Origin of the sequence: Frondihabitans sucicola, assembly GCF_030296615.1 — a bacterium.
In the GTDB taxonomy this organism is placed as follows: Bacteria; Actinomycetota; Actinomycetes; order Actinomycetales; family Microbacteriaceae; genus Frondihabitans; species Frondihabitans sucicola.
Genome location: NZ_AP027732.1, coordinates 3932670 through 3955707, shown reverse-complemented (window position 1 = coordinate 3955707; position 23038 = coordinate 3932670). Strand labels below are relative to the sequence as shown.

The 23038-nt window shown below is 70.6% G+C and carries 20 protein-coding genes; 8 read left to right on the top strand and 12 right to left on the bottom strand.

Going from position 1 to position 23038, the window contains the following annotated elements; translation table 11 throughout:
- Positions 1 to 55: 55 nt before the first annotated feature.
- Complete coding sequence (locus QUE79_RS20285) at positions 56 to 598, top strand: Gfo/Idh/MocA family protein (RefSeq protein ID WP_286344644.1); 543 nt, start codon at positions 56 to 58, stop codon at positions 596 to 598.
- A gap of 58 nt (positions 599 to 656) precedes the next feature.
- On the opposite strand, the gene QUE79_RS20280 is transcribed toward QUE79_RS20285, so the two are convergent.
- On the bottom strand, positions 657 to 1697 hold the full coding sequence (locus QUE79_RS20280; protein WP_286344643.1) for an LLM class flavin-dependent oxidoreductase: 1041 nt from the start codon (positions 1695 to 1697) through the stop codon (positions 657 to 659).
- A gap of 423 nt (positions 1698 to 2120) precedes the next feature.
- Between QUE79_RS20280 and QUE79_RS20275 the strand changes: the two genes are divergently transcribed.
- Positions 2121 to 3257, top strand: a complete 1137-nt coding sequence (locus QUE79_RS20275) for an MFS transporter (protein WP_286344642.1) — start codon at positions 2121 to 2123, stop codon at positions 3255 to 3257.
- Positions 3254 to 3409, top strand: coding sequence for a hypothetical protein (locus tag QUE79_RS20270; RefSeq protein ID WP_286344641.1), 156 nt, complete (start codon positions 3254 to 3256; stop codon positions 3407 to 3409). The genes QUE79_RS20275 and QUE79_RS20270 overlap by 4 nt, the downstream gene beginning before the upstream one ends.
- A 53-nt stretch (positions 3410 to 3462) precedes the next feature.
- Here QUE79_RS20270 and QUE79_RS20265 read toward each other — a convergent pair whose 3' ends face one another.
- The 7 genes from QUE79_RS20265 to QUE79_RS20235 form a co-directional block, all read right to left on the bottom strand.
- The gene (locus QUE79_RS20265) at positions 3463 to 3882 is read right to left on the bottom strand and encodes an SRPBCC family protein (RefSeq protein WP_286344640.1); all 420 of its coding nucleotides are present in this window, start codon (positions 3880 to 3882) and stop codon (positions 3463 to 3465) included.
- The gene (locus QUE79_RS20260; RefSeq protein WP_286344639.1) at positions 3879 to 5306 is read right to left on the bottom strand and encodes a flavin monoamine oxidase family protein; all 1428 of its coding nucleotides are present in this window, start codon (positions 5304 to 5306) and stop codon (positions 3879 to 3881) included. Before QUE79_RS20260 ends, QUE79_RS20265 begins: the two co-directional genes overlap by 4 nt.
- Positions 5307 to 5322: 16 nt before the next feature.
- The gene (locus QUE79_RS20255; protein ID WP_286344638.1) at positions 5323 to 7656 is read right to left on the bottom strand and encodes an FUSC family protein; all 2334 of its coding nucleotides are present in this window, start codon (positions 7654 to 7656) and stop codon (positions 5323 to 5325) included.
- Positions 7657 to 7760: 104 nt separating this feature from the next.
- Positions 7761 to 11678, bottom strand: a complete 3918-nt coding sequence (locus QUE79_RS20250) for an ABC transporter ATP-binding protein (protein WP_286344637.1) — start codon at positions 11676 to 11678, stop codon at positions 7761 to 7763.
- The gene (locus QUE79_RS20245) at positions 11675 to 12112 is read right to left on the bottom strand and encodes a MarR family winged helix-turn-helix transcriptional regulator (protein WP_286344636.1); all 438 of its coding nucleotides are present in this window, start codon (positions 12110 to 12112) and stop codon (positions 11675 to 11677) included. The genes QUE79_RS20250 and QUE79_RS20245 overlap by 4 nt, the downstream gene beginning before the upstream one ends.
- Positions 12113 to 12158: 46 nt before the next feature.
- Positions 12159 to 12809, bottom strand: coding sequence for a hypothetical protein (locus QUE79_RS20240; RefSeq protein WP_286344635.1), 651 nt, complete (start codon positions 12807 to 12809; stop codon positions 12159 to 12161).
- A gap of 135 nt (positions 12810 to 12944) precedes the next feature.
- A complete protein-coding gene (locus QUE79_RS20235; protein ID WP_286344634.1) occupies positions 12945 to 14186 on the bottom strand; it encodes a beta-ketoacyl-[acyl-carrier-protein] synthase family protein in 1242 nt (413 codons plus the stop codon).
- A gap of 206 nt (positions 14187 to 14392) precedes the next feature.
- Between QUE79_RS20235 and QUE79_RS20230 the strand changes: the two genes are divergently transcribed.
- Entirely contained in the window at positions 14393 to 14959 is a 567-nt protein-coding gene (locus tag QUE79_RS20230) for a hypothetical protein (protein ID WP_286344633.1), read from the top strand.
- A 102-nt stretch (positions 14960 to 15061) separates the two neighbouring features.
- Here QUE79_RS20230 and QUE79_RS20225 read toward each other — a convergent pair whose 3' ends face one another.
- The 4 genes from QUE79_RS20225 to QUE79_RS20210 all read right to left on the bottom strand — a co-directional run bounded on the left by QUE79_RS20225 (position 15062) and on the right by QUE79_RS20210 (position 19874).
- Positions 15062 to 15169 carry an LPXTG cell wall anchor domain-containing protein gene (locus QUE79_RS20225; RefSeq protein ID WP_286344632.1) on the bottom strand — a complete coding sequence of 36 codons (108 nt, stop codon included), beginning with the start codon at positions 15167 to 15169 and terminating at the stop codon, positions 15062 to 15064.
- Positions 15170 to 15339: 170 nt separating this feature from the next.
- Positions 15340 to 17004 (bottom strand): MDR family MFS transporter, encoded by a 1665-nt coding sequence (locus QUE79_RS20220; RefSeq protein WP_286344631.1) that lies wholly within the window; start codon positions 17002 to 17004, stop codon positions 15340 to 15342.
- A complete protein-coding gene (locus tag QUE79_RS20215; RefSeq protein WP_286344630.1) occupies positions 17001 to 17615 on the bottom strand; it encodes a TetR/AcrR family transcriptional regulator in 615 nt (204 codons plus the stop codon). The genes QUE79_RS20220 and QUE79_RS20215 overlap by 4 nt, the downstream gene beginning before the upstream one ends.
- Before the next feature lie 90 nt (positions 17616 to 17705).
- Positions 17706 to 19874 carry a S53 family peptidase gene (locus QUE79_RS20210; RefSeq protein WP_286344629.1) on the bottom strand — a complete coding sequence of 723 codons (2169 nt, stop codon included), beginning with the start codon at positions 19872 to 19874 and terminating at the stop codon, positions 17706 to 17708.
- A 188-nt stretch (positions 19875 to 20062) separates the two neighbouring features.
- On the opposite strand from QUE79_RS20210, the gene QUE79_RS20205 reads away from it, so the two are divergent.
- Genes QUE79_RS20205 through QUE79_RS20190 form a run of 4 tightly spaced genes read left to right on the top strand, consistent with a single transcriptional unit; the run spans position 20063 to position 22979 of the window.
- Complete coding sequence (locus QUE79_RS20205; protein ID WP_286344628.1) at positions 20063 to 20743, top strand: sensor histidine kinase; 681 nt, start codon at positions 20063 to 20065, stop codon at positions 20741 to 20743.
- The gene (locus QUE79_RS20200; RefSeq protein WP_286344627.1) at positions 20740 to 21336 is read left to right on the top strand and encodes a sensor histidine kinase; all 597 of its coding nucleotides are present in this window, start codon (positions 20740 to 20742) and stop codon (positions 21334 to 21336) included. Before QUE79_RS20205 ends, QUE79_RS20200 begins: the two co-directional genes overlap by 4 nt.
- Entirely contained in the window at positions 21329 to 22003 is a 675-nt protein-coding gene (locus tag QUE79_RS20195) for a response regulator (RefSeq protein WP_286344626.1), read from the top strand. The genes QUE79_RS20200 and QUE79_RS20195 overlap by 8 nt, the downstream gene beginning before the upstream one ends.
- A 10-nt stretch (positions 22004 to 22013) precedes the next feature.
- The gene (locus QUE79_RS20190; protein WP_286344625.1) at positions 22014 to 22979 is read left to right on the top strand and encodes a hypothetical protein; all 966 of its coding nucleotides are present in this window, start codon (positions 22014 to 22016) and stop codon (positions 22977 to 22979) included.
- Positions 22980 to 23038: the final 59 nt, after the last annotated feature.

The window sequence follows — 23038 nt, the reverse complement described above, 5'->3', positions numbered from 1 at the left end:
CGTACGAAGGCGGAGCCCTCGGCGACGTCTTCGCGATCCGGGGAGCAACAACGGGATGCTGCCCCTGTCGCGCGACTGGTTCACCGACCCGGAGCTCGCGGGCGGCGGCGCGATCGTCGACCACGTCGTGCACATCGCCGACCTGCTCGACGCCCTGCGCGGGGTTCCCGTCGCGTCGGTCACCGCCGTCGCCAACAGCACGCTGCACACGTCGCGCGCGAAGGCCGAGACGTCCGGACTCGTGACGCTCACCTACGCCGACGGGGTCATCGCCGCGATCGATTGCTCGTGGAGTCGACCCGACACCTCGCCCATCTGGGGAGGCCTGACGCTGTCGGTCGCCGGAACCTCCGGCACCGTCGACGTCGACTTCTTCGGGCCGAGCGTCCGCGGGATCGACGCTGCGACCGGAGCCGCGCGGATCCTGCCCTACGGGCCGAACTTCGACGAGGCGATGATCGCGACGTTCCTCGACGCCGTGCGCGCGGGCGCTCGGCCTCAACCCGACATCGCGGTCGGGCTGCGCACGCTGGCCGTCGTGCTCGGGGCGCAGGAGTCCGTCCGCACCGGTGCGACGGTCGACGTCCGGTCGCCGTAGCGCCCGCGTCGGCTCCTCCCGACGCCGGATCCGGTGTCGAAAACGTTCCGCGTCAGGGTCAGACGACCGCGGGCTCGGGCGTCGACCAACCGAGTTCGGCGCCGACGGCGTGGACAGCTTCGAGCAGGCGGGCGTTGAACGCGACACCCAGCTGGTTCGGGACCGTGACCAGCACGGTGTCGGCGGCCGCGACGGCGGCATCCTGGGCGAGTTCCTCGACGAGCTTCTCCGGTTCGCCGATGAACGACCGGCCGAATCTCGCGAGGTCGGGACCGTCGATCCTGCCGACCTGGTCGTGCGAGTCGACCTCTGCGCGCAGACCGAAGTAGTGGCGCGACTCGTCGTCGATGAGGGGCAGGATGCTCCTGCTCACCGACACGCGCGGCTCGCGCTCCCATCCGGCCTTCCGCCAGGCGTCGCGGTAGAGCGCGATCTGCTCGGCCTGCAGCTCGTCGAACGGCACCCCGGTGTCTTCGATGAGGAGCGTCGACGACTGCAGGTTCATGCCCTGCTCGGCCACCCAGGTGGCGGTGGCGCGGGTGCCGGACCCCCACCAGATGCGGTCGCGGAGGCCCGGCGACTGGGGCAGGATCGGCAGGTAGCCGTCCGATCCGGTCATCTGCCTGTTCGCGCGGGTCACGCCGGCTCCCTCGATCGCAGCCAGGAACACCGCGGCGTGCTGACGCGCCAGGTCGGCGTCCGTGTCGCCGTCGGCGGGGACGTAGCCGAACGACTCGTAGCCGGCCTGGGCGGTCTCGGGTGATCCGCGGCTCACACCGAGCTGGAGTCGTCCGGAGCTGATGAGGTCGGCGGCGGCGGCCTCCTCGGCCATGTACAGCGGATTCTCGTACCTCATGTCGATCACGCCGGTGCCGAGCTCGATCGTCTTGGTGCGGGCGCCCATCGCGGCGAGCAGGGGGAAGGGCGAGGCGAGCTGCCGGGCGAAGTGGTGCACGCGGACATAGGCGCCCGCGATGCCGATCTCCTCGGCGGCCTCGGCCAGCTCGATGGTCTGGTTCAGCACGTCGCCGGCGCTGCGGGTCCTCGACCCGGGGACGTCCTGCCAGTGCCCGAACGAGAGGAATCCGATGCGTTTCATGTCTGCTGCAACCGTCGTGATCCTGCCCCCATTCCCGTTTGCATACAAATGCATCGACCTGCCCGCCCCGCCCGGCCCTGCCCGCCCTGCCCGCCCTGCTCGCCCCGCCCGCCCTGCCCGGCCCTGCCCGCCCCGCCCGCCCTGCCCTGCCCGCCCTGCCCGCCCTGCCCGCCCGCCCTGCCCGCCCCGCCCCGCCCTCGCCCGAAATCGAAGGGGATTTTCGCCCGCACCCCCTCCGTCCGGCTCCGCACCCTCGCCGGATCGAGAATCCCCTTCGATTTCGGGCCCGGGGGCAGAGGTGCGGTCGGGCGGGGCCCGGGGGCAGAGGTAGGGGCGGGCGGGGCCGAGGCCCGGGGCGGAACCACCGGCAAACTTCACGCGTCGGAAACGCAGGATCACGCGTGCGCTCGCTACGCTCCGAGCATGAGCAGTCCCGAAGTGCGGGTTCCGGCCACCGCGTCCAGCGCGGAACCGACGGTGCGCGTCGGGGGCCGCTTCCTGGTCGGCTTCGGCGGTGCCTGGCTCGGCCTGTGGATGGCGCAGCTCGCGCCGCTGCAGGTGCTCCTCCCGACGCAGGTCAGCGCGACGACGGGGGTGTCGGCCGCCTCGCTCGACTGGATCCCCACGGTCGTGGCCTTCGGGATCGTCGCCGGCGTGGGCGGCGCGCTCGCTGTCGTCGCCTACCCGATCGCCGGGGCGCTGTCCGACCGCACGGTCTCGCGGTTCGGCCGGCGCCGGCCGTGGATCGCCGGCGGGGTGCTGATGTTCGCCGTGGCGCTCGCGCTGCTCGGGCTGCAGCACGATCTCGTGACCGAGACGGTGCTCTGGGCCCTGGCGGTGATCGGTTTCTGTGCCGCGTCGGCCGCCCTCACCGCCGTGGTCAGCGATCAGGTCCCCGCTCCGCAGCGCGGCGTGGTCTCGACCTGGGTGGCCGCGCCGAACGCCATCGGCACCGTTCTCGGCGTCGTGCTCGTCGGCCTCGTCTTCACCGGGCAGTCGACCGGGTACCTGGTGATCGCGATCCTGCTGGTCGTCTTCTGTGCTCCGTTCGTCGTGCGCCTGCGCGACGCTCCGCTGAGCCGCGCCGACCGCGATGCCGTCCTGCAGGCCCATCGCGTGAGCGGCCGGGGCCGGAGCCTCCGACTGCGGGAGTTCCCCGACTTCGGCTGGGCTCTGGCCTCGCGGATCCTCATCTACCTCGGCAACGCCCTCGGGACCGCCCTGCTGCTCTACTACTTCGGGTTCGCGCTGCACATCGGCGATCCGGAGGACTTCCTCGTCACGGCCGTCCTGATCTACGTGGCCGTCACGCTGGTGGTGGCGGTCTTCGGCGGGGCCCTGTCGGATCGCCTCGACCTGCGGAGGCCGTTCGTCGTGGTCGGCGGGATCGCGCAGGGTGTGGCGGCGCTGCTGCTCGCGCTCCTCCCGTCGCCGACGACGGCGCTCGTCGGGGCGGCGCTGCTGGGCCTGGGCTGGGGGTCTTCCTGTCGGTCGATCAGGCTCTCACCACCGGCGTCCTGCCCGATGCGACGTCCCGCGGCCGCCACCTCGGCGTCATGAACATCGCCGTGGCGGTGCCGCAGAACATCGGGCCGCTGGTCGGGGCCCTGGTCGTCGCGTCGACCGGCGGCTTCGTCTGGTTGTTCGTCCTCTCCGGGGCGGCGGCCATCGCCGGAGCGCTCTGCGTGCTGCGGGTGCGCTCCGTCCGCTAGGGCGTGACTCTCCTTTCACCGTGGGCCGTGTGTGCCGTGGGTCGTGCGCTCGCTCAGGCGCGAAGCGCGTGCAGCGTCACGAGCCGGACGACCTCCGGCAGTTCCCGTGCCAGCGCGCGTCCGACGACGGCGGCGTAGAGGCCGGACAGCGGCCCGGTGATGAGCAGCCCGTGGGTCACCGACAGCCCAGCGGGGGTCTCCGCCAGGGAGTGCAGGATCTCGAGGCGCCCGCCGGGCAGCGCGATCGCGAGGTCCATCGCCGCGTGGTGCTCGACGCGCGTGAAGGTGAATCGCTGCGCCGGTGATCCGGCGCTCTTCACGTGACCGGTCTCGCCCGCTGCGACCTGTCCGTCGAAGACGGCCCACTCGGTGCCGGGGTCGTCGGGGGCCCAGTCGGCGGCGGTGGTCCAGCGCGTCCAGACGGACTCGGGCGAGGCGGTCGTGAGGCGGGTGTGCGAGGCCTGGAAGGTCACGGCGCCACCTCGGCAAAGGGGCGAAGGGCCCGCAGGATCTCGCGAGCCGCGCGTTCGCCCGACCGCACGGCGCCGTCCATGAATCCGGTCCACGCCTCGGCGGTCTCCGTCCCGGCCCAGTGCAGCGGACCGACGGGTTCGCGCAGGTACGGCGCCGTCGAGACGACCGTGCCCACGGCGGGCGCTGCGGTCGGCCCGCCTCCGGTCCACGCCTCGGCGGCCCAGAGCTGGTCGGTGAAGCCGAGCGGCGTCAGCGCCTTCTCGCCGAAGACCTCCGCGAACGACGACAGCGCCTGGATCCGGCGCTCCGCGGGAGGCAGGGCGTCCCAGTGCCTGGCGTGGTCGCCTCCGATGAAGCCGAGCAGGATGCCTCGCGAGCCGTCGTGCGGCGACGCGTCGAACGTGATCGTGACCGGCCCGGTGTCGGCCAGAGCCTGCCCGCTCAGCCCGGCGTCTCGCCAGAACGGCTGCTCGTAGACGGCGTACGCCTTCGAGAGGATGCCCTGCGGCCAGCGCTGGGTGAGCGCGGAGTACGGGGTCGGGAGGGCGGGGGAGAAGGCGATCCGCGCGCGGAGGGCAGGCGGCACGGCGAGCACGACCCGTGCGGCACGGAAGCGCGCCGGGCCCGCGGTCACCACCGCGCCGTCATCGGTCCAGTCGACGGCGGTCACCGGTGTCGCGAGGCGGACGCGGTCGCCCAGCTCGGCGGCCATGCGGGCCGAGACCTGCCAGGAGCCCTGCCGGAAATGCTCTTCTTGGGCGCCGCCGGCGGTGTCGAGCATTCGGCTGATGCCCCCGGCCATGGCGATGTAGCGGAGCACCTGCAGGAACGAGATCTCGCCCGGCTCGCAGCCCCAGGTCGTCCCCGAGACGATACTCATCAGCGTGTGCGAGCTCGGCAGAGCGTGGATCGAGCGGAGCCACGACGTGAGCGAGTGGGAGTCCCATTTCGCCGCGTGCGGAGAACGCTCCGGGTGGGCGGTGTCGATGCCGCGTCCGAGGCGATCGATCTCGAACTGGATCCGCCCGATGTCGGCGAGGCCGATGGGCCCGATCGGCGGGATGGTGCCGCGGTAGTGCTTGATGGCTCCGCGCCAACTGATCACGTTCGAGCCGGCGTCGAAGGTGGCGAATCGGTCGAGGCCGAGCTCGTCGGCCAGCGCGATGATGCGATCCTGAGTAGGCCCGACGAAGGTGCCCCCGAGGTCGACCAGGGAGCCTTCGACCTCGCGGGCCTTGGTGCGCCCGCCGACCCGATCGCTCGCCTCCGCGACGACGACCGCGAGGCCGCGGGCGGTCAGGGCACGGGCCGCCGTGAGACCTGCGAGGCCGGCGCCGACGACCACCACGTCGACCCTCTCGACCCCGTGACCGGGGGCTTCGCCGGCGTAGTCCGGCAGCGGTACGGGATCGGTCGACGTCATCGGTGCCTTCTTGGGCTCAGTTGGCGGGTGCGTGTCGCTGGTCGTCGAAGCGGCGCCGGACGTGCCCGGCGGAGTTGAGAGCGCGGCGGGCACTGAGGTCGGGTTGCGCGTCGGTGCCCTCCACCGTCATGCCCGACGACGTCGCCAGGCTCGCGAGGGCTTCGTCGACCCGCACCAGCGCGTGCACGCGATAGCTCAGCAGGATGTCGTCGGCGCTGTCGGTGAGAGTGCCGTCGAGGTCGGCCAGGAGCGCCGCGGAGCTCTGCCACACACCGCCGTTCGCGCCGGCGACGGCCTCGCTCAGAGCGGTGACCGACCTGACCATGACCGAGACGATCTCGCTCAGGCGTTCGGCCTTCTCGCCGTCGATCGTGTCGTTGCGCTCGCCGCGGTACGCGATGCCGCTGAGGCTTCCCGCGACCCCGCGGAGCACGGTCAGCAGCTGGTCGTCGCGACGCGATCCGCCGCCCGTCGGGAATCGCACCATGGGCTTGAGCACGGCCTCGAGCTGATAGGTCGCCTGATCGACGGCTCGCGACGCGGTGCGCAGTCGCGCGGCCGCGTCGGCGCCGCCCTCGAGGGCGCTGGCCGACTCGAGGAAGGAGCGCACGGTGGCGAGGTGCCGGAGCACGGCCCGCTTGATCATGACGCCGGTCGCGACGGGCAGGATCACGAGGCTGACGCCGACGCCGATCAGCGCCCCGAGCAGGTTCTCGGCGAGGCGGTAGACGATCAGCGTGTCGGTGAACTGGCCGGAGTAGGCGTACACCTGGCACAGCGTCACGACGAGGCCGACGACCCAGAAGACGTACGACCTCGTGAAGCCGTACATGCCGAGGGTCAGGGACACGATCACGATGGCCAAGGTCCACCACACGTGGGTCGTGCCGAGGAGGTCGACGAGCGCGATCCCGATCACGCCGCCGATGACCGTGCCGATGCCGCGGCTGGCCACCTTGCGCAGCCGGTCGTGGGTGGAGTTGGTGCCGGCGAGCACGATCATGACGCCGATCACGGCCCAGTAGAACCGCTGCCCGTCGACGAGGAACGCCAGCGGCTCGGCGATGGCGACGGCCACGGCCGCCTGGATCGCGGTGCGCAGCGGCGGCGAGACGCGGACCCGACGCCACGGGCCCGACATCCCGCCCCCGGCGATCTCGGCGTCGAGGATGGGCCCGGCGCCGGCGGGCCGGCCGCCCACCAGGACGACGGGAGACTGGAACGGCACCCCTTCGCCGCTCGTGGGCAGCGTCTTTCGGAGGGAGCTCCAGCCGGCTGAGGAGCTCGCGAGGTCGGACAGGAGCAGTGCCGTGCGATTGACCGCGTGCGCCCAGCGGGGATCGGTCGCGACGATCGGCTCGGAGTCTGCCCAGGCCAGCAGTTCGGCGGCGGCACGGTCACCGGCGCGCCCCGACTCGTCGAGGACGAGCTCGATGGCCGCGGCGATCCGGGCCCGGACGGGAGCGGGTGTGTCGCCCTGGGCGAGATCGACCGCGACGCGGGCCAGGCCGTCGACCGTCTGCTCGATGTCGAACAGCAGCGTGTGCAGCTGCTCGGCCCGCACACCGGTCGGGCCCGAGCCGGGTTTCGCCAGGAGGCCGTCGGTGATGAGCGAAGCCTCGTGCGACTGCCGCCGCCGACGCTGCAGAGTCGCCGCGTCGCGCTCGGAGTTCGAATCGGCAGGCGCCTCGAGGAGGGTGGCGGCGGCTTCGAGGACGCGGGTCTGCCGGCCGACGAAGGCGCGGCGGGCCCTGGACAGCGAGCGGTAGGCGTTGGGATGGAACAGGATCGAGCGGATCGCGATGGTCGCCGCCATCGACATCGTGAAGATCAGCGCGAGCGAGGGGAACGACGCCAGGGGCAGCGGCAGGAGGAGCCCGCAGAGGTACGCCGCGAACAGCCCGCCGCCGAAGTCGCCGGCCCAGACCCCGAACCGCGACGAGTAGAACTGCACGAACAGCAGGAGGACGATGAGGACGAGTTCGAGGACACGGAACTCGCGCAGCGCGATGCTGCAGAACAGGGCCAGTACGAAGGGGACGAGCAGCGCTGCCGACCGGGCGGCCACCCGCGACGCCTTCTCGTCGACGACGACGAAGCAGGTCAGGAACGCGGGGAGCGCCCCGAGCATGAGACCGACGACCGGCGGAAGCCCGAAGAGGCCCGCGATGGCGAAGCCCGCCGCCATGCCCGCCGGCACGCAGAACAGCACGCGGCCACCGGCGAGGAGCTTCACCAGGCCGATGTCGCTCATGAGGACGCGGTCCCACAGGCCGATGGTTCGACGACGACCCCCAGCGTTCGCAGTCGCGACCGGCTTCGCCTCGTCGGCCTGTGTTCCCGTCGCCATGCGCCGCTGTGTCCTTCCCGTCGGATCGATTCTACCGTCCGGTCGTTACCGCCCGGTTACGCGCCCGCGGCGATGAGTCACCGACAGCTGTCGTCGAATCGCGCTCAAGGGGCGTCCACGGCTTCGTAGGCGTCCCACATGGCCGCGTAGCGCCCGCCCGCCTCGACGAGGGCCTCGTGCGTCCCGAGCTCGACGAGCCGGCCGCCGTCGAGGACACCGATGCGGTCGGCGGCGCGCGCCGTCTGAAGGCGGTGCGCGATGACGACGGTCGTACGGCCCTCCGCGACATTCTGCATCGCTTCGGTGACGCGCGCCTCGGTCAGGAGGTCGAGGTTGGAGGTGGCTTCGTCGAGAAGCAGGATCGCAGGATCGACCAGCTCGGCTCGAGCCAGCGCGATCAGCTGACGATGCCCCGCCGAGAGCGAGCGCCCGCGCTCCGACAACTCGTGGAGGTAGCCGCCGGGCAGCTCGCTGACGAACTCGTGCGCTCCGACCGCCCTGGCGGCAGCCTCCACCTCCGCGTCCGTCGCCGCTGCGCGCCCGTAGGCGATGTTGTCGCGGATGGTGCCGGTGAACAGGAAGGCCTCCTGCGGCACGTAGCCGAGCTGCGTGCGGAAGCCGTGGAGGTCGAGGTCGCGCACGTCGTGGCCGTCGACGAGGACGGCGCCCTCGTCGGGGTCGTAGAAGCGGGCGAGCAGCTTCATGATCGTCGACTTGCCCGCGCCCGTCTCGCCCACGAGGGCGACCGTCTCGCCCGGTTCGACGGTCAACTCGATGTCGTGCAGAGCCTCCGGAGGCTTCGCCGGGAGCTCGTCGGCGATCACGATCGAGCGCACGTCGGACGGCCCTCGACGCTCGGCCGAGCCACCCGGCACGACGACCGCCGGATAGGAGAACCGCACGCCCGAGAGATGGAGCGCGCCGGTGAGCCGCTCGGGTCGCGTGGCATCCTGCCGCTCGGGAGTCAACGTCTCGAGGGCCATCAGCTGACTGATCCGCGACACCGAGACGCGCGTCTGCTGCCAGGAGTCGAACACCTGTGAGAGCTGCTGGATGGGGGAGAAGAACATGTCGATGTAGAGCAGGAAGGCGATCAGCGCACCCGAGGTGAGATGCCCCGACGCGATCAGCGTGGCACCCACGCCGAGGACGATGACGTCGGCGATGCCGGACAGGAACTGGACGAACGGAAAGTACGTCGCGACCAGTCGCTGGGCCGCGATCCGCGAGTCGAGGTAGCGGCGCCCGAGACCGTGGAAGTGCTCCATGGTCACCGACTCGTGGACGAACGCCTGCGACTCGCGCACGCCGGAGAGACTCTCCTGGAAGTCGGCGTTGACGATCGCGATGCGCTCCCGAGCCTCGTCGTAGAGGCGCGACGAGCGGCTGCGGAACCAGACCGTCGCCGCGGCCAGCGGCACGACGACCGACAGCGTGAGGAGACCGAGCTCCGTATCGATCGCCACGAGCGCGACCCCGACCCCGACGAAGGTGACGATCGAGACGAGCGCGGAGAGGAGTCCGTTCTGGATCAGCGACTCGAACTGGTCGACGTCGGTGGTCATCCTGGTCATCACGCGGCCGGCCATCTCGCGCTCGTAGAAGTCGAGCGAGAGTCGCTGCAACTGCGCGAAGATGCGGATGCGGAGGCTGAGCATGATGCGCTGAGCGGCACGCCCCGTCACGAAGGTCTCGGCCATTCCGTCGGCGAGGTCGGCGAGCGTGACGAGAAGGAACGCGCCGGCGGCCGCGAACAGGACGATCTCGGAGCCTTTCTGGACGCCGCCGTCGATGCCGGTCTTGACCAGATACGGACCGATCAGACCCGCGACCGCGTCGATGATGACGAAGACGAGGCCGAGCAGGAGGGGCTTTCGGAACTCGCGCAGGATCGTCCCGAGCGAGAAGTCGCGATCCTGCGTGGTCTCCCGGTCGAGGTCGATGGCGGGTTTGTCGCGGATAGGCCCGAGAGCCGCCACTCGCGCGAGCAGCTCGGGAGTGGCAGCGAAGAACGACGCCATGCCTCGGCCGCCGCCCCTGCCGCCACCGCCTCCGAGGCCCATGCCCAACCCACCGGCCGGGCTCGCGGCGCGCGGGCGTCCGGCGCCGCCCGGCGACTCCTGATCCCAGGCGCTCACGGTGGTGCCGCCCGAGGTCGCCCTGGCCAGGGCGTCGATGTCGCCGACCGCCCGGAGGGCAGCGGTGTCGTCGGTCTCGTCGTCGTCGAGCCCCGTGATGAGGGCGCGGTAGACGGCACTCGACGCCACCAGCTCGTCGTGGGTGCCCTCGTCGACCACGCGGCCGTGCTCGAGCACGACGATGCGGTCGGCCAGGTGCAGAGTCGACTCGCGGTGCGCGATGAGCAGAACGGTGCGTCCTTCCAGCTCGCCGCGCAGGGCCTCGTGGATCGACTGCTCGGTCGAGGCGTCGATGGCGCTCGTGGCGTCGTCGAGGATCAGGATGCGGGGATCGGACAGAATCGCGCGGGCCAGCGCGATCCGCTGCCGCTGGCCGCCCGAGAGGCTGAGTCCGCGCTCGCCGACGACCGTGTCGTAGCCCCGCGGCAGAGCCTCGATGAACCCGGTCGCCCGGGCGACGGACGCGGCGTGCCGGATCTCGTCCGGGGTGGCATCCGGACGGCCGTAGGCGATGTTCGCTCCGACCGTGTCGGAGAACAGGAAGCTCTCTTCGAAGACCATCCCGATGCCGCTCCGGAGGGAGTGCAGGGTGACGGCGCGCAGGTCGTGCCCGTCGACCAGCACGCGCCCGTGCTCCGGATCGGCGAAACGGGCGACCAGCTGCGCCACGGTCGACTTGCCGCTGCCGCTCGGGCCGACCAGGGCGACACGCTCGCCGGCTCGGATGTGCAGGTCGAGCCCGTCGAGCGCGAGGTGCTCTGTTCCGTAGCCGAAGCTGACGCCCTCGAACGAGACGTCGCCCCGGAGATGCCCGAGGCCGGTGGCGTCGTCGGCGTCGCGGATCGCGGGCTCCCGGTCGATGAGCTGGAAGATGCGTTCGACACCGACCTGGGCCTGCTGGCCGATGGCGATGACCACGGCGAGCTGCCGTGCCGGCGCCATGAGGGCGGCCACGTAGGAGGTGAAGGCGAGGAAGGTGCCGATCGTGATGGTGCCGTGGAGGGCCAGCCAGCCGCCGAGGGCCAGGATGGCGACCTGGCCGAGGGTCGGGATCGCCTCGAGGATCGGCTGGAATCGCGACTGGATCCGCACGGAGCGCATCTGCGCCCCGTACACGCCGCCGGCGACGCCGGCCATCTTCTCGACCTCACGCCTCTCCCGGCCGAAGGCCTTGACGACGCGGACGCCGTTGACGTCCTCGTCGACGATCTGAGCGACGTCGCCCTCTTTCTGCTGGGCGTCCCACGTGGCGGGGAACACCTTGGAGCGCATCCGGTACGAGACGATCACCAGAGCCGGCACCATCACCAGGCTGACCAGCGCCAGGACGGGCGCCAGCGTGAACATCACGATGATCGACAGGATCATCAGGGTCAGGTTGCCGCTCATGATCGGAAGCATGTTGAGCAGGCCCTGCACGAGTGCGGAGTCGGAGTTGGCCCGGCTGACGAGCTGCCCCGTCGACATGCGGTCGAGGGAGGCCGCGTCCATGCGCTGGAGGTGGTCGTGCATGTCGTTGCGGAGGTCGTTCTGCACCTCCAGGGCGACCCGGCCGCCGCGGTAGCGCCGCAGGTAGGTGAAGCCGAAGGTGAGCGCGGCCAGCGCGATCAGCAGCACGAGCCAGGGGACGAGCGGGGAGGTCTTCGCGACGATCACGCCGTCGACGATCTGGCGCGCGACGAGCGGGACGAGCACCTGGCAGAGGCTGCCGAAGAGGGCGGCGACGAGCGAGATGACCACGCTGCGACGGTGGCGCAGCATGTAGCGCCAGAGCCGGCGGACCCAGCCCTCCGTTGTCGGGGCGGTGGTGCCTGCGGTGGGCTCTGCGGTCGTAGCTGCGCCGGCGGCCCCGCCGCTGCCGGTCTCGGATGCGGGCGGCGTCACGCGTCGACCCTCCGCTCGCGCTCCTGCATGGCCTGCTCGACGGCGTCGCCGAGGGACGCGAGCGAGGCGATCACCCCGGCGGGATCGCCCGTGCGATCCGCGAGGAGTTCGAGCTGGCGCGCCATCCTGCCTTCCATTCGGGCGAACAGCTCGGCACCCTCCTCGCTGATCGCCAGCGAGGTCGCTCGAGCATCCCCTTCGACGGCGTTGCGCAGGATCAGCCCGCGCTTGTGGAGCGAGTCGACCGTCGCGCTGATGGCCGGCTTGCCCACCGCCAGGCGGTTGGCGAGGCGCGACGCGCGCTCCTCACCCGACGAGATGGCCGCGAGCACGCGGTAGTCGGCGAAGCTGAGCCCGTCGGACGCGCGCTCGACCACGCGGGAGGCTCGGGCGAGCGCGCGGACAGCGCGGATGAGGGACGTCTGATCGGCCATGGGCCCACTCTACGCCGATGGTTCGCCCCTCGAACTACCTGTCACCTCAGATGAACAGTGCGACCCCGCGGGCGATGACCACGCCGAGAAGGACGAACCCGGTGAACGAGGAGACCGAGATCAGGATCTTGGCGCGGCTGGTGAGCGGCATCGTCGCGGTGGGTGTGAAGGCGATCGAGTTCGCCAGGGCGAGCGTGAGGTAGTCGACGAACGACGGCAGGAAGGTCGCGGGTTCGGCCTCCTGCGGGAACCGGAAGTCGGGATGGTCGTGCTCGTCGACGCCGACGGCCCGCCGTGCGATCGGCCCGCCGCGGTCGAGCTGCCAGAACACCAGGCCGTACGCGATGACGCCCACCACCCAGATCTGGAGGGCGCCGAGCAGAAGGCGCGGCGCCGTATCGGTCGTGGAGCCGACGAGCTGCACCACGAGGAGACCGAGCGCCACGATCTGTGCCGCAACGAGGAAGAACGACTGCCCGATGCCGAGCGTTCGCGCCCAGCGGGACGAGTGGCGGAGGCGGATGGGGTTCACCCACAGGCGCGGCAGCAGAAGCGCGACGGCCACGACGGCCACGCCGAAGCGAAGCCACGCGGGAATGACGCCGGGCAGGAAGGCGTAGAGGAGCAGGGCCAGGAGCAGCGCCACCATCGCCGACGCGCGGTTCTCGGCCCGCGCTCGTCGTTGAAGGGTGCTCACGTCGGTCAGTGTAAGGGCCTCGGGCGCCGCCGGTCCGCCACCGTCGCGAGGCGTCACGCCGTCGGTCTCCCCGGAGCCCGGTTTCGTGGGCCAGGAGGCGCTCTCCGCGCCGAGTGGGTCGCGAAAGGGCACAAATTACACAGCGGGAGAGAAGACCACGCTGCCGTTGTGGCCCCCGAAGCCGAAGCTGTTCGAGAGCACCGGGCCGGGCTCCCACGAGCGGCCCTCGGTGGGGATGTCGAGGTCGATCGCTTCGTCCTGGTGCTCGAGGTTGGCGGTCGGCGGGATCGTCTTGTTCTTGATCGTGAGTGCGACGGCGACGGCCTCGACGGCGCCGGCGGCCCCGAACGAGTGGCCGGTCACGCCCTTGATGCTGGTGACGACCGGGCGGTTCGTCGTGAAGACTCGCGCGACCGCTTCGCTCTCTGCGGCGTCGTTGAGGCCGGTGGACGTGCCGTGCGCGTTGATGTGCGAGATCTGGGCCGGCTCGAGCCCTGCGTCGTCGAGGGCGAGGCGCATGGTGCGCTCGGCGCCGGTGCCGTGGGGAGCCGGCGCGGTGACGTGGTAGGCGTCGGCCGTCGAGGCGGCGCCGTCGATCGTCATGTAGATGTGCGCGCCGCGGGCGACGGCGTCGTCGAACGGCTCGAGGATCAGGATGCCGGACGCCTCGGACGCGGCGAGCCCGTCGCGGTCGCGGTCGAAGGGGCGGGCGACCCCGGTCTTCGAGAGCGCGCGCATGTTGGCGAAGCCGGCGAGGCAGACCGGGGTGAGGCTGGAATCGGTGCCGCCGGCGACCACGATGTCGGCGGTGCCCTGGGCGATCATGCGGGCGCCGGCGGCGATTCCGTCGGTGCCGGCGGCGCAGGCCGTGCTGATGGTCGTCGCCACGCCGCGAAGACCGTAGCGGATGCTCAGAGCGCCGGCGGGGGCGTTCGGCATCACCATCGGCACCAGGTGGGGCGACACCATGCGCTCGCCCTTGCGGTCGAGGACCAGGATCTGCTCGGCCAGTGTCTGGACGCCGCCCATGCCCGTGCCGAGGGACACGGCCACGCGGTCGTGGTCGATGCCGTCGATCAGCTCGCCGGTGTCGCTCGTCGACGGATTCGGCGCGTCGGGGTCGATCTTGAGCAGGCCCGCGTCGCGGAGGGCCTCGTCGGCGGCCACGACGGCCATCCGGGTGACCATGTCGGAGTTCTTGGCGTTCTTGTGGCTCATGAGGCGTCTCGCGTCGAGTTGCTCCTCGTCGACACGGCGGACCGCAAGCGGTTCGGCGGGTTCGAAGAGGCTCTTCCAGAAGGCGTCCACGCCGATTCCGTACGGCGTGACGACGCCGATCCCGGTCACGGCGACTCGTCGGTTCTGCAGGGGCTTCATGCGTGGTTCTCCTTGAATCGTGCCTGGTTCGAGTCGGCCGCCATCCATTCAACACTGGAGGAGTCGACCAAAGGGCGTGGAGAAGTCCAACAAACGGGGCTCGGTTTTGTCGCCTCCCGGGCAAGTCCCGCCGGAGCTCGGATCCAGCTGTCGGGTAAACGGGTGCAAGATTCTTGTATGGACATGTCTTCTCGAGGGGTTCTCTGATGGTCGCACCGCTGATCAAGGCGTTCGGCGCTCTCGTCGTCGGCACACCGGTGGCCCTCGCGCTGGGGCTCACGGCGCGCTCGCTCCGGAAGCAGGAAGATGCGGCCGTTCCCGTCCTCGCCGGGCAGGAGTCCCCGCTCGTCGTGACCGTCTTCAGCAACTACCTCGACAAGAAGACACACGAGCACCTCGCGCCGACGTCGTTCAAGAAGGGCTACGTCGTCTACGACGTGCGCGTCGAGAACCGTACCGACCACGTCGTCAAGGGCGTTCACGTCGAGCTCCTGGCCGGCTCCGACGACGTCTCGGGCCACGTCCGGCTGGGCGACGTCCCGCCGCGCGGCCACTCGGTCTTCGCGGCGAAGAAGCCGTGGAACCAGGCGTTCGAGCACTACCGAAGCAGCGAGACCGACGCGCCCCGAGCGATCCTGACCTGGAAGACCGCCGTCGGCCGTCGGCGCGTGATCCTGCCCCTGGCGATTCGTCGCGTGCTCGGAGAGACGCCGAGCGACATCCGTCGTCGGCGTCGCGAGAAGGCTCCGGTCGTCGCTCGCGTCATGAGCTGAGTCGCTCGCCCGTCCGATGTGGGCGGGCTGCCGGAGGTCTCGGCCGGTCGCCGCAGACCCGCCCGCGCCTGCGGGGACCCGCCCACGCAGCGGAACCGGGGATCAGTCTCGCTTTCGGCGGAGCGCCGTGATGAGCATCAGGCTCGCCACGAGCACGATCGCCGCGCCGAGCAGCCAGATCGGCGATTCTCCTGTGACGACGGCTCTCACCGCGCCCACGACGAGGACGACCGCTGCCAGGGCCGCCAGCAGGCTCAGGAGCAGCTGGCGAAGGGGTGGGAGCGGTCGTGCATCCGCTCAGTGTGACCGAGCGGGACCGCTCCGGATAGACGGCAGAACGGGGGACCGAAGCCCCCGTTCCGCCGCGCGTCGTGGCGGTGCTAGTGCGCCGGGACCGGCTCTCGGTCGTCCGACGAACCCGTGTCGCCGTGATCCTGCGCCTCGATCTCGGTCTGTGTCGAGGCGGGCACCACCGCGATCGAACCGGTGGACAGGTTCTCGGCGGCCCCGCGGTCGAGTGTCGTCGCGAGCGGCACCTCTTTCACGAAGAGCAGCAGCACCGCGGCCAGCAGGACGAGCGGCACCATGATCAGGAAGATCGGGGTGAGCGCGTCGGCGTAGGCGCCGATGACGACGTCGTGCAGGGCGGTCGGGAGCTTCTTGACCAGGGCGGGCGTCAGGGAGTCGGTGCCACCGGTCGCGCTGCCCGAGCCGGCGGGAAGCCGTTCGGCCAGCAGCGAGGTGAGCTTCGTGACGAACAGGCTCCCGACCACCGCGGCGCCGAGCGAGGCGCCGATCTGGCGGAAGTAGTTGTTCGACGCGGTCGCCGTGCCGACCTCGCGGAGCGGGAAGGTGTTCTGCACGATGAGGGTGAGGATCTGCATCGCGAGGCCGAGACCGATGCCCATCAGGGCGAAGTAGACGCACATGACGAACAGGGGCGTGGTCGCCGTCATCGTGCTCATGAGCGCCAGGGCGCCCGCTGTGATGACCATGCCGACGACCGGGAAGAACTTGTAGCGCCCGGTCTTGGACACGATCTGCCCGGAGACGACCGAGGTGACGAGCAGGCCGGCCATCATCGGGATGAGGAGGAAGCCGGCCTGGGTCGCGTTCGACCCGGTGACCATCTGCAGGAACGTCGGGATGTAGGCGATCGAGCCGAACATCGCGATGCCGACCACCAGGGTTGCAGCGGTGGTGAAGACGAAGTTCGACTGCCTGAACAGGTGCAGCGGCATGATCGGCTCGGCGGTCTTGCGCTCGACGAGCACGAAGGCGACGCCCGACACGGCGAGGAGGGCGAAGAGGCCCAGGATCTGCGGCGAGATCCAGTCGTACTGGTTGCCGCCCCAGGTGGTCGCGAGGACGAGGCTGGTCGAGGCGAAGGCGAGCAGGATCATGCCCCAGAGGTCGATCTTCGGCTTGCCCTGGTCGCGGCGCTTCGGCAGCTTCAGGAAGAACACGGCGCTCGCGATGGCGAGCAGGCCGAGCGGGACGTTCATCCAGAACGCCCAGCGCCAGCCGATGCCGTCGGTGAAGAACCCGCCGAGCAGGGGGCCGGCGACGCTCGAGAAGGCGAAGACGCCGCCCATGACGCCCATGTACTTGCCGCGCTCGCGGGCCGGCACGACGTCGGCGATGATCGCCTGGGCCAGGATCATCAGGCCACCGCCACCGAGGCCTTCGATCGCGCGGCCGGTGATGAGGGTGCCCATGTTCGTCGCGAGACCGCCGACGATCGATCCGAGGATGAAGATCGCGATGGCGACGATGAAGATGTTCTTGCGGCCGAGGAGGTCGCCGAGTTTGCCGTACACGGGCAGCACGATGGTCTCGGCGAGGATGTAGGCCGTGGTGACCCAGAGCTGAAGGTTCACGCCGTGCAGGTCACCGACGATGGTCGGCAGGGCGGTGGAGAAGATCGTCTGGTCGAGGGATGCGAGAAGCATCGTCACCATGAGGCCGGCGAAGACGAGCAGGATGCCCCGTCTTCCCGACCCGGTGTCGACACCCTTCGCGGGGGTGGTTGCGACGGAGGTCATGAGATTCTTTCGAGGAGAGAGCGGACCAGCGCGGTGGCGCGTGGCTGGATGGTGTCGGTCGGCGCGGATGCGCCTTCGTCGACCCACTGTTTGACGACGGAGCGGACGGCTCCGCCGCACAGGCTGAGGAGCACTTCGGCCTCCGCGCGGTCGGCCGGAGAGCCGTCGTTGCGCAGGACCGTGCCGACCGCCGAGACGAGCTCGTCGATCATGCGGGTCATCTGAACGACGTGCCGCCCGAACAGGTGCGGGTGGCGACGCAGGACCTCGACCCGCTGCTCGTGCAGCGCCGCGCCCTCGATCGAGGGACTGAGCAGCGACGTCAGGAGCGCGACGGTCGACTCGACGATGTCGGCGCCGTCGTGATGGGCGAGGTGTTCGGCCAGGAAGTCGGGCGTGAGCTCGGCATCTCTGATGCCGAGGATCGCGTCTTCTTTCGTGTCGAAGTAGTTGAAGAACGTGCGGGACGACACGTCCGCCGTGGCGCTGATCGAATCGACGGTCGTGTGTTCGATGCCGTCTCGGAGGACGAGCGTGACGGCGGCCGTTTCGAGGCGGCGGCGGGTCTCTTCGCGTTTTCGGTCGCGCAGACCCGGTTGTTCGGGAACCATGGACCAATTCTTGCTCGCACTGCAAATTTACGCAAGTGAAAACGTGCAGTTGTGCAAATTCATAGGTTCCGCGTCATCGCGCGACCCGGCCTACGGCGTGGGGTCGGGAGACGGGGTGTCGGTGGGCTCGGGCGAGGAGGAGTCGGAGGGGGCCGGCGTCGGGGTCGGCGTCGAAGAAGACGTCGGGCTCGGGGTCGCGGTGGGACTGGGCTTCGGGGTCGGCGTCGGAGTGGGCTTCGGCTTCGGACGGGCCGGTGTGGCGAACTTCGCTGCGGCGGCGATGTTCAGCTGGCCGAGCCCGGTCACGAAGTCGTATCCCTTGGTGGTCTTCAGGCTCGAGTCGGTGTCGAGGGTCACGGTGTACGAGTTGTGGCCGTCGGAGTAGGCGAGCGCCACCTTCTTCGCCCGCGGAAGGACGTCCGCGAAGGCCGACGGCGTCGACTTCGCCACCGAGTACAGCGCCGGGTTCGCGAAGCCCACGACGGCCTTGGTCTGCTGCTGCACGGTGGCGACCAGCGCCGCCGTGATCGGAGTCGCGAGCGAGGTTCCGCCGGCGACTCCGAGTCCGAAAGCGTGCGTGGCGAGTGTCGTCTCGTTGGAAATCGGGTGATAGCCGATCAAAAAGCCCGTGAACGGGTCGGCCAGGGCGGCGACGTCGGGCACCGCGCGGCGGCCCGCCGCGACGGACGTCGGGATGACGCTCTTCTGATACCAGGGCTCCGTGAAGGCCGCGATCCGGCTCCGCCCGCCGCCCGCCCCGCCGGCGAACAGCGTGCCGGGGAGGTTGCTGTGGTACCGGAGAGTGCGGTGCGCGCCGGGGACGATCTGGTCGAGGGTGTTCCCCCAGCCCATGGTGAAGGCGGTGGAATTCGTCTTGGTCAGGCCGACGCTGGTGCCTCCGACCGCGGTCACCCACGGGGACGACGCGGGGAAGTCCGCCTGGTAGGTGCCGGTGTTGGCGCGCTCGTCGCCGTCGTCGCCGCTGGCGAAGTAGAGGCCGATGCCTTCGCCCGCTGCTTGGAGCTGAAGGTTCACCTCGCCCTGGACGTAGTCCTTCGAACCGCTCGAGCTGGGCTCGCCGACGCTGCCGTAGCTGTTGCTGACGATGGTGGCGAGACCCTTGTCGAGGATGCGCGAGAGAGCCACGTCGGTTCCGGCGCCGCAGTCGGTGGCGCCGACGTAGAGGATCGTCGCCTTCGGGGCCACGGCGTGCACGGCCTCGACGTCGAGAGTCTGCTCGCCCTGCCAGCCGCTCGGGTTGCCGCAGGCCTTCTTGTCGGTGAAGGTCGTCTTGCTGGGCGACAGGTCGACGTACTGCGAGGCGGTGAGCGTGGGCTCACCGACGCGGCGCGAGTACGTGTCGACGTCGGTTCGCATGGTCGGGGAGTCGTAGGCGTCGACGATGGCGACGGTCTGGCCGGAGCCCGACGAGGCCGAGGTCTTGTAGATGGAGCGGATCTGCTTCGGCGTGTACCCGCAGTTCGCCGTCGAGATCCTGGTGGTGCCGTAGGTGGAGGGGACGGTGGCCAGATGCTGGCTCAGATAGCTCGAGCACGGAGTCTTGACCGTCACGGAGGCCGGGGCCGACAGGGCAGGCGTCAGGAGGGACCTCAGCGACGAGAGGGTCGAGCCGGCGGACCTCGCCGAACCCGCCTGCGACGTGCTGGCCGGCTTGGTGAGGAGGCGACCCTGGTCGAGCGTCAGCCCGGAGATCGTCTTGCCCGCGGAGGTGGCGAGAGACGGTGTCGTCGCCGGGGCGATGAGATCCTGCCCGTCGACGCTGTAGGTGCGGAGGCTGGTGCTGAAGGCTTTCTGGATAGCTGCCACCGTGCCGCGGAAGACGATGTACTGGCGACCGGCCGGCTGGCCCGTGATCGTGAGGCCGCGCCCGCGGAGCATCGAGACGGTGGACGAGTACGTCGACTGCGTCGGGGCGTAGGCGGCGATCCACTGCGCAGGCGTGAGGTACTGGCGGTAGCCCGCACTCGCCGGATCGGAGACGGACTTGGCGAGAGCGGTGGCCCCGGCCTGGTTCCGGAGCGCGAGGAAGGCCTCGCCCTGCACCACGGTCGTGCTCGACGGCGATCCCGTCGCATTCGCCTTCTTCGCCCAGGTGGGGAGGGACCCGGTGTAGCTCACCCGAGTCGCGGCCTCCGCGCTGCCCGCTCCGACGAGGCTGGCCCCCGAGAGGACGACCGCCACGGCGGCCACGGTCGCGAACGTCTGGAGAGCGCGATGATGCACGGATCGAGCGGTCATGGAGCGGGTCCTTTCCCCTGTGGTGAAGGGGCGGCCCCCACCCGAGAAACTACGGGCAGGATCGCGGGCGAGACAGTCCCCACAACTGGGTCCACGCCGGAATCGCGCTTCGAGCACCGTCTCATCACCAGGGATGAAATCGACGCGGTCGTCGCGTCTCCCACCGCCCTCGGCCCTACCGTCGAGGCATGGAAGCAACCTCTCGCGTCATCGGACGCCGGACCGCCCTGCTGCTGGGGGCGCTCCGGCAGGCCCTCGCCCCGCTCGCCGGAGCGCTGTACCTTCTCCTCTGGATCCTCGCCGAGGTCCATCGCAGCGACCTCCCGCAGAACATCGAGCTGTTCACGCTCTTCGCGGTCGCCGTCGGTCTCTCGGTCTGGATGCCGCGCACGGCCATGGGGCTGCTGCTGGCGATCGGGTTCCTCCAGGCGCTGCACCTCGTCCGTCCGCCCGACGAGACGACCTGGCCGACGGCCGCCGCGGTCGCGTACGTCGCGTTCTTCGTCGGTCTCTTCGGCCGCTCCGGCACGCGCTGGCTCGCGCTGCCGGTGATCGCCGTGGCTTCGGCGACCTTCGGGTGGGTCACGGCGATTCCCACGGCCGCCGAGCCGGATCGCTGGGGATCCTGGGTCTCGAGCTCACTCGGTCCGCGTCACGACGCGGTCCTGCTCGCCCTGTCCGCCTTCGGCGTGGGGGTGCTCGCCTGGCTGCTCGGGATCGGCATCGGCTGGATCCTGGGGCGCGTCCGGCTCGACGTCGAGAAGACGTCCACGGCGCTGGAGAAGGCCGACCTCGAGCTGCGCCTGTCCGAGGACCGCGCCCGGATCTCGCGCGACGTGCACGACTCGTTGGCGCACTCCTCGCCGTGATCGTCTCGCAGGCCCAGGGAGCTCGGGCGCTCGACGTCACGAGACCCGGCGTCGCGGCGGAAGCGCTGTCGACGGTCACGGATGTCGCGAGAACGGCTCTCGTCGACGTGCGCATGCTGGTCGAGCGGATCCAGGCCGAGGGCGACGGGACCGCTCCTGCCGCGAGCCTGGCCGACGTGCCGGATCTCGTCGACCAGATGCGGTCGCTGGGGATGCGGATCGACCTGTCGATCTCGGGTCAGCAGACCGTCGCGCTCACGGAGGCTCAGCAGGTCGCCGTCTACCGGATCGTCCAGGAGAGCCTGACCAACGCCCTGAAGCACGCGGGCACCGCATCGCACGTGACCGTGGGGCTCGAGGGAGAACGCACCGGGCTGAGTCTCGAAGTCGCCTCCGAGGGCGACCGGCCGCTCGTCGAGAAGTCCGGCCGGGGAATCGGCATCGCGGGCATGAAGGAACGGGCCCGTCTCGCGGGCGGGTGGCTCCGCGCCGCCCACACCGGTCGTCTCGACGGCCCCGGCGTCTCGCGGTTCGTCGTCACCGCCTTCGTTCCGGCGGTCGGCCTGTCGGCCGGAGGGGCGCAGGATGTCTGAGCCCACCGTCCCGATCCGGGTCGCCGTCGTCGACGACCAGCGTCTGTTCTCCTCCGGCATGGCCATGCTCGTCGAATCACAGCCCGACCTCGTCTGCGTCGGCACCGCGACGAACGGCCAGCAGGCCATCGCACTGGTCGAGCAGGAGGGTCCCGACGTGATCCTGATGGATCTCAGGATGCCCGTGATCAACGGCCTCGAGGCCACGAGGTTGATCCTCGAGCAGGCGCCGCCCGACGGCCCGCCCCGGATCGTCGCGCTGACGACGATCCGCCGCGACGAAGCCGTGTACTCGGCTCTGGCCGCCGGCGCTGTCGCCTTCCTCACGAAGGACGCCGAGCCGGAGATCGTGCTGGCGACCATCCGCGCGGCTCACGCCGGGGCCGCCTTCCCGACCGAGTCGAGCGCGGTCGACCTCGTGCGCGAGTTCGCCGCGCCCGCCGCCTCGCCGGTGCCCTCCGACGTCCTCCACGACCTCACGGGCCGCGAGCGCGAGATCTTCTCGCTCGTCGCCCGCGGGCTCAGCAACGCCGAGATCGCCGAGAGCGAGTTCGTCAGCGAGGCGACGGTCAAGTCGCACGTGCGATCGCTGCTCTCGAAGCTCGGCCTGCGCAGCCGCATCCAGGTCGTCATCTTCGCCTACGAGAACGCCCTCGTCGGCGCCTGAAAGGAATCCCGTGAAGAACCCGTTCGCCCTCTTCGGGCACCAGTGGATCGCCAAGACCGCGACCCTCGTGGTCGTGGTGGCCGGTACCGCCGCGGTCGTCGTCTCCAACGTCCCGCAGCCCGTGGACCGGACCCTGAGTCATCTCCCCGCCGAGGACGTCGCATCGTGGGCGATGCCGCTCGACCGCTACCTGCTCGTGGACACGCACAAGAGCGACTATGCGAACGACCTGCTCGTGGGGAAGTGCCTCGCGGCTCGCGGTATCGACTGGGACGTTCCCTGGCAGGGGCCTCTGGCCTTTCCCGCCGACGGAGACTTCTCCGTCTCCAGGCCGCTGGCGAGCCACGCGGCGGCCGAGCGGGGGTATCACGGTGCGGCAGAGGACGGACTCTCCACGTATCTGTGGCATCGCTTCTCCACGCAGCCGCCGCTGACCGGCCACCGCGGGGCCGCCGTCGATTCGTGCATCCGATCCGTCCGACGGACCGATCTTCCGATCACGGCCGTGGACGGCCGCGCCCAGGAGGCGGGAGTCCGCGCCGTACAGCTCGCGAACCGGGCCTACGACGCGGCCGGACGCGAATCGGCCGTGATCGCGGCGGCGCGGCGCTGGCGATCCTGCCTGGCACCGGCTTACGACACCGCGCTCGCACCGGCGCAGTCGCAGTCGCCGTCGTCGACCGTGCCGTCCTCGCCCGCAGAGATGCCCTCGACGGCGATCCGGCAGACGTTCTCCACCGAGGTCTCGTCGAGCCCGGTCACCAGCGCCGAGACGACTCTGGCGGTGAAGGACGCGGCGTGCCAGACCTCGTCCGGCTATCGCGCGGCCCTCTACGACGCCGAGTACCGCCTCCAGTCGAAGGTCACGGCCGACGACGCGGCCGTCTTCGCCGCGGCCACGGTCGACCAGCGGGCGTACGACCGCCGGCTCGACCGGATCATCGCGGGGAACCTGCCGGCGAAGCCGCGCACCTGACCGTCCGGACGGACGAACGAAGCGGCGCCCACCCCGAGGGGTGGGCGCCGCTGTCGTGT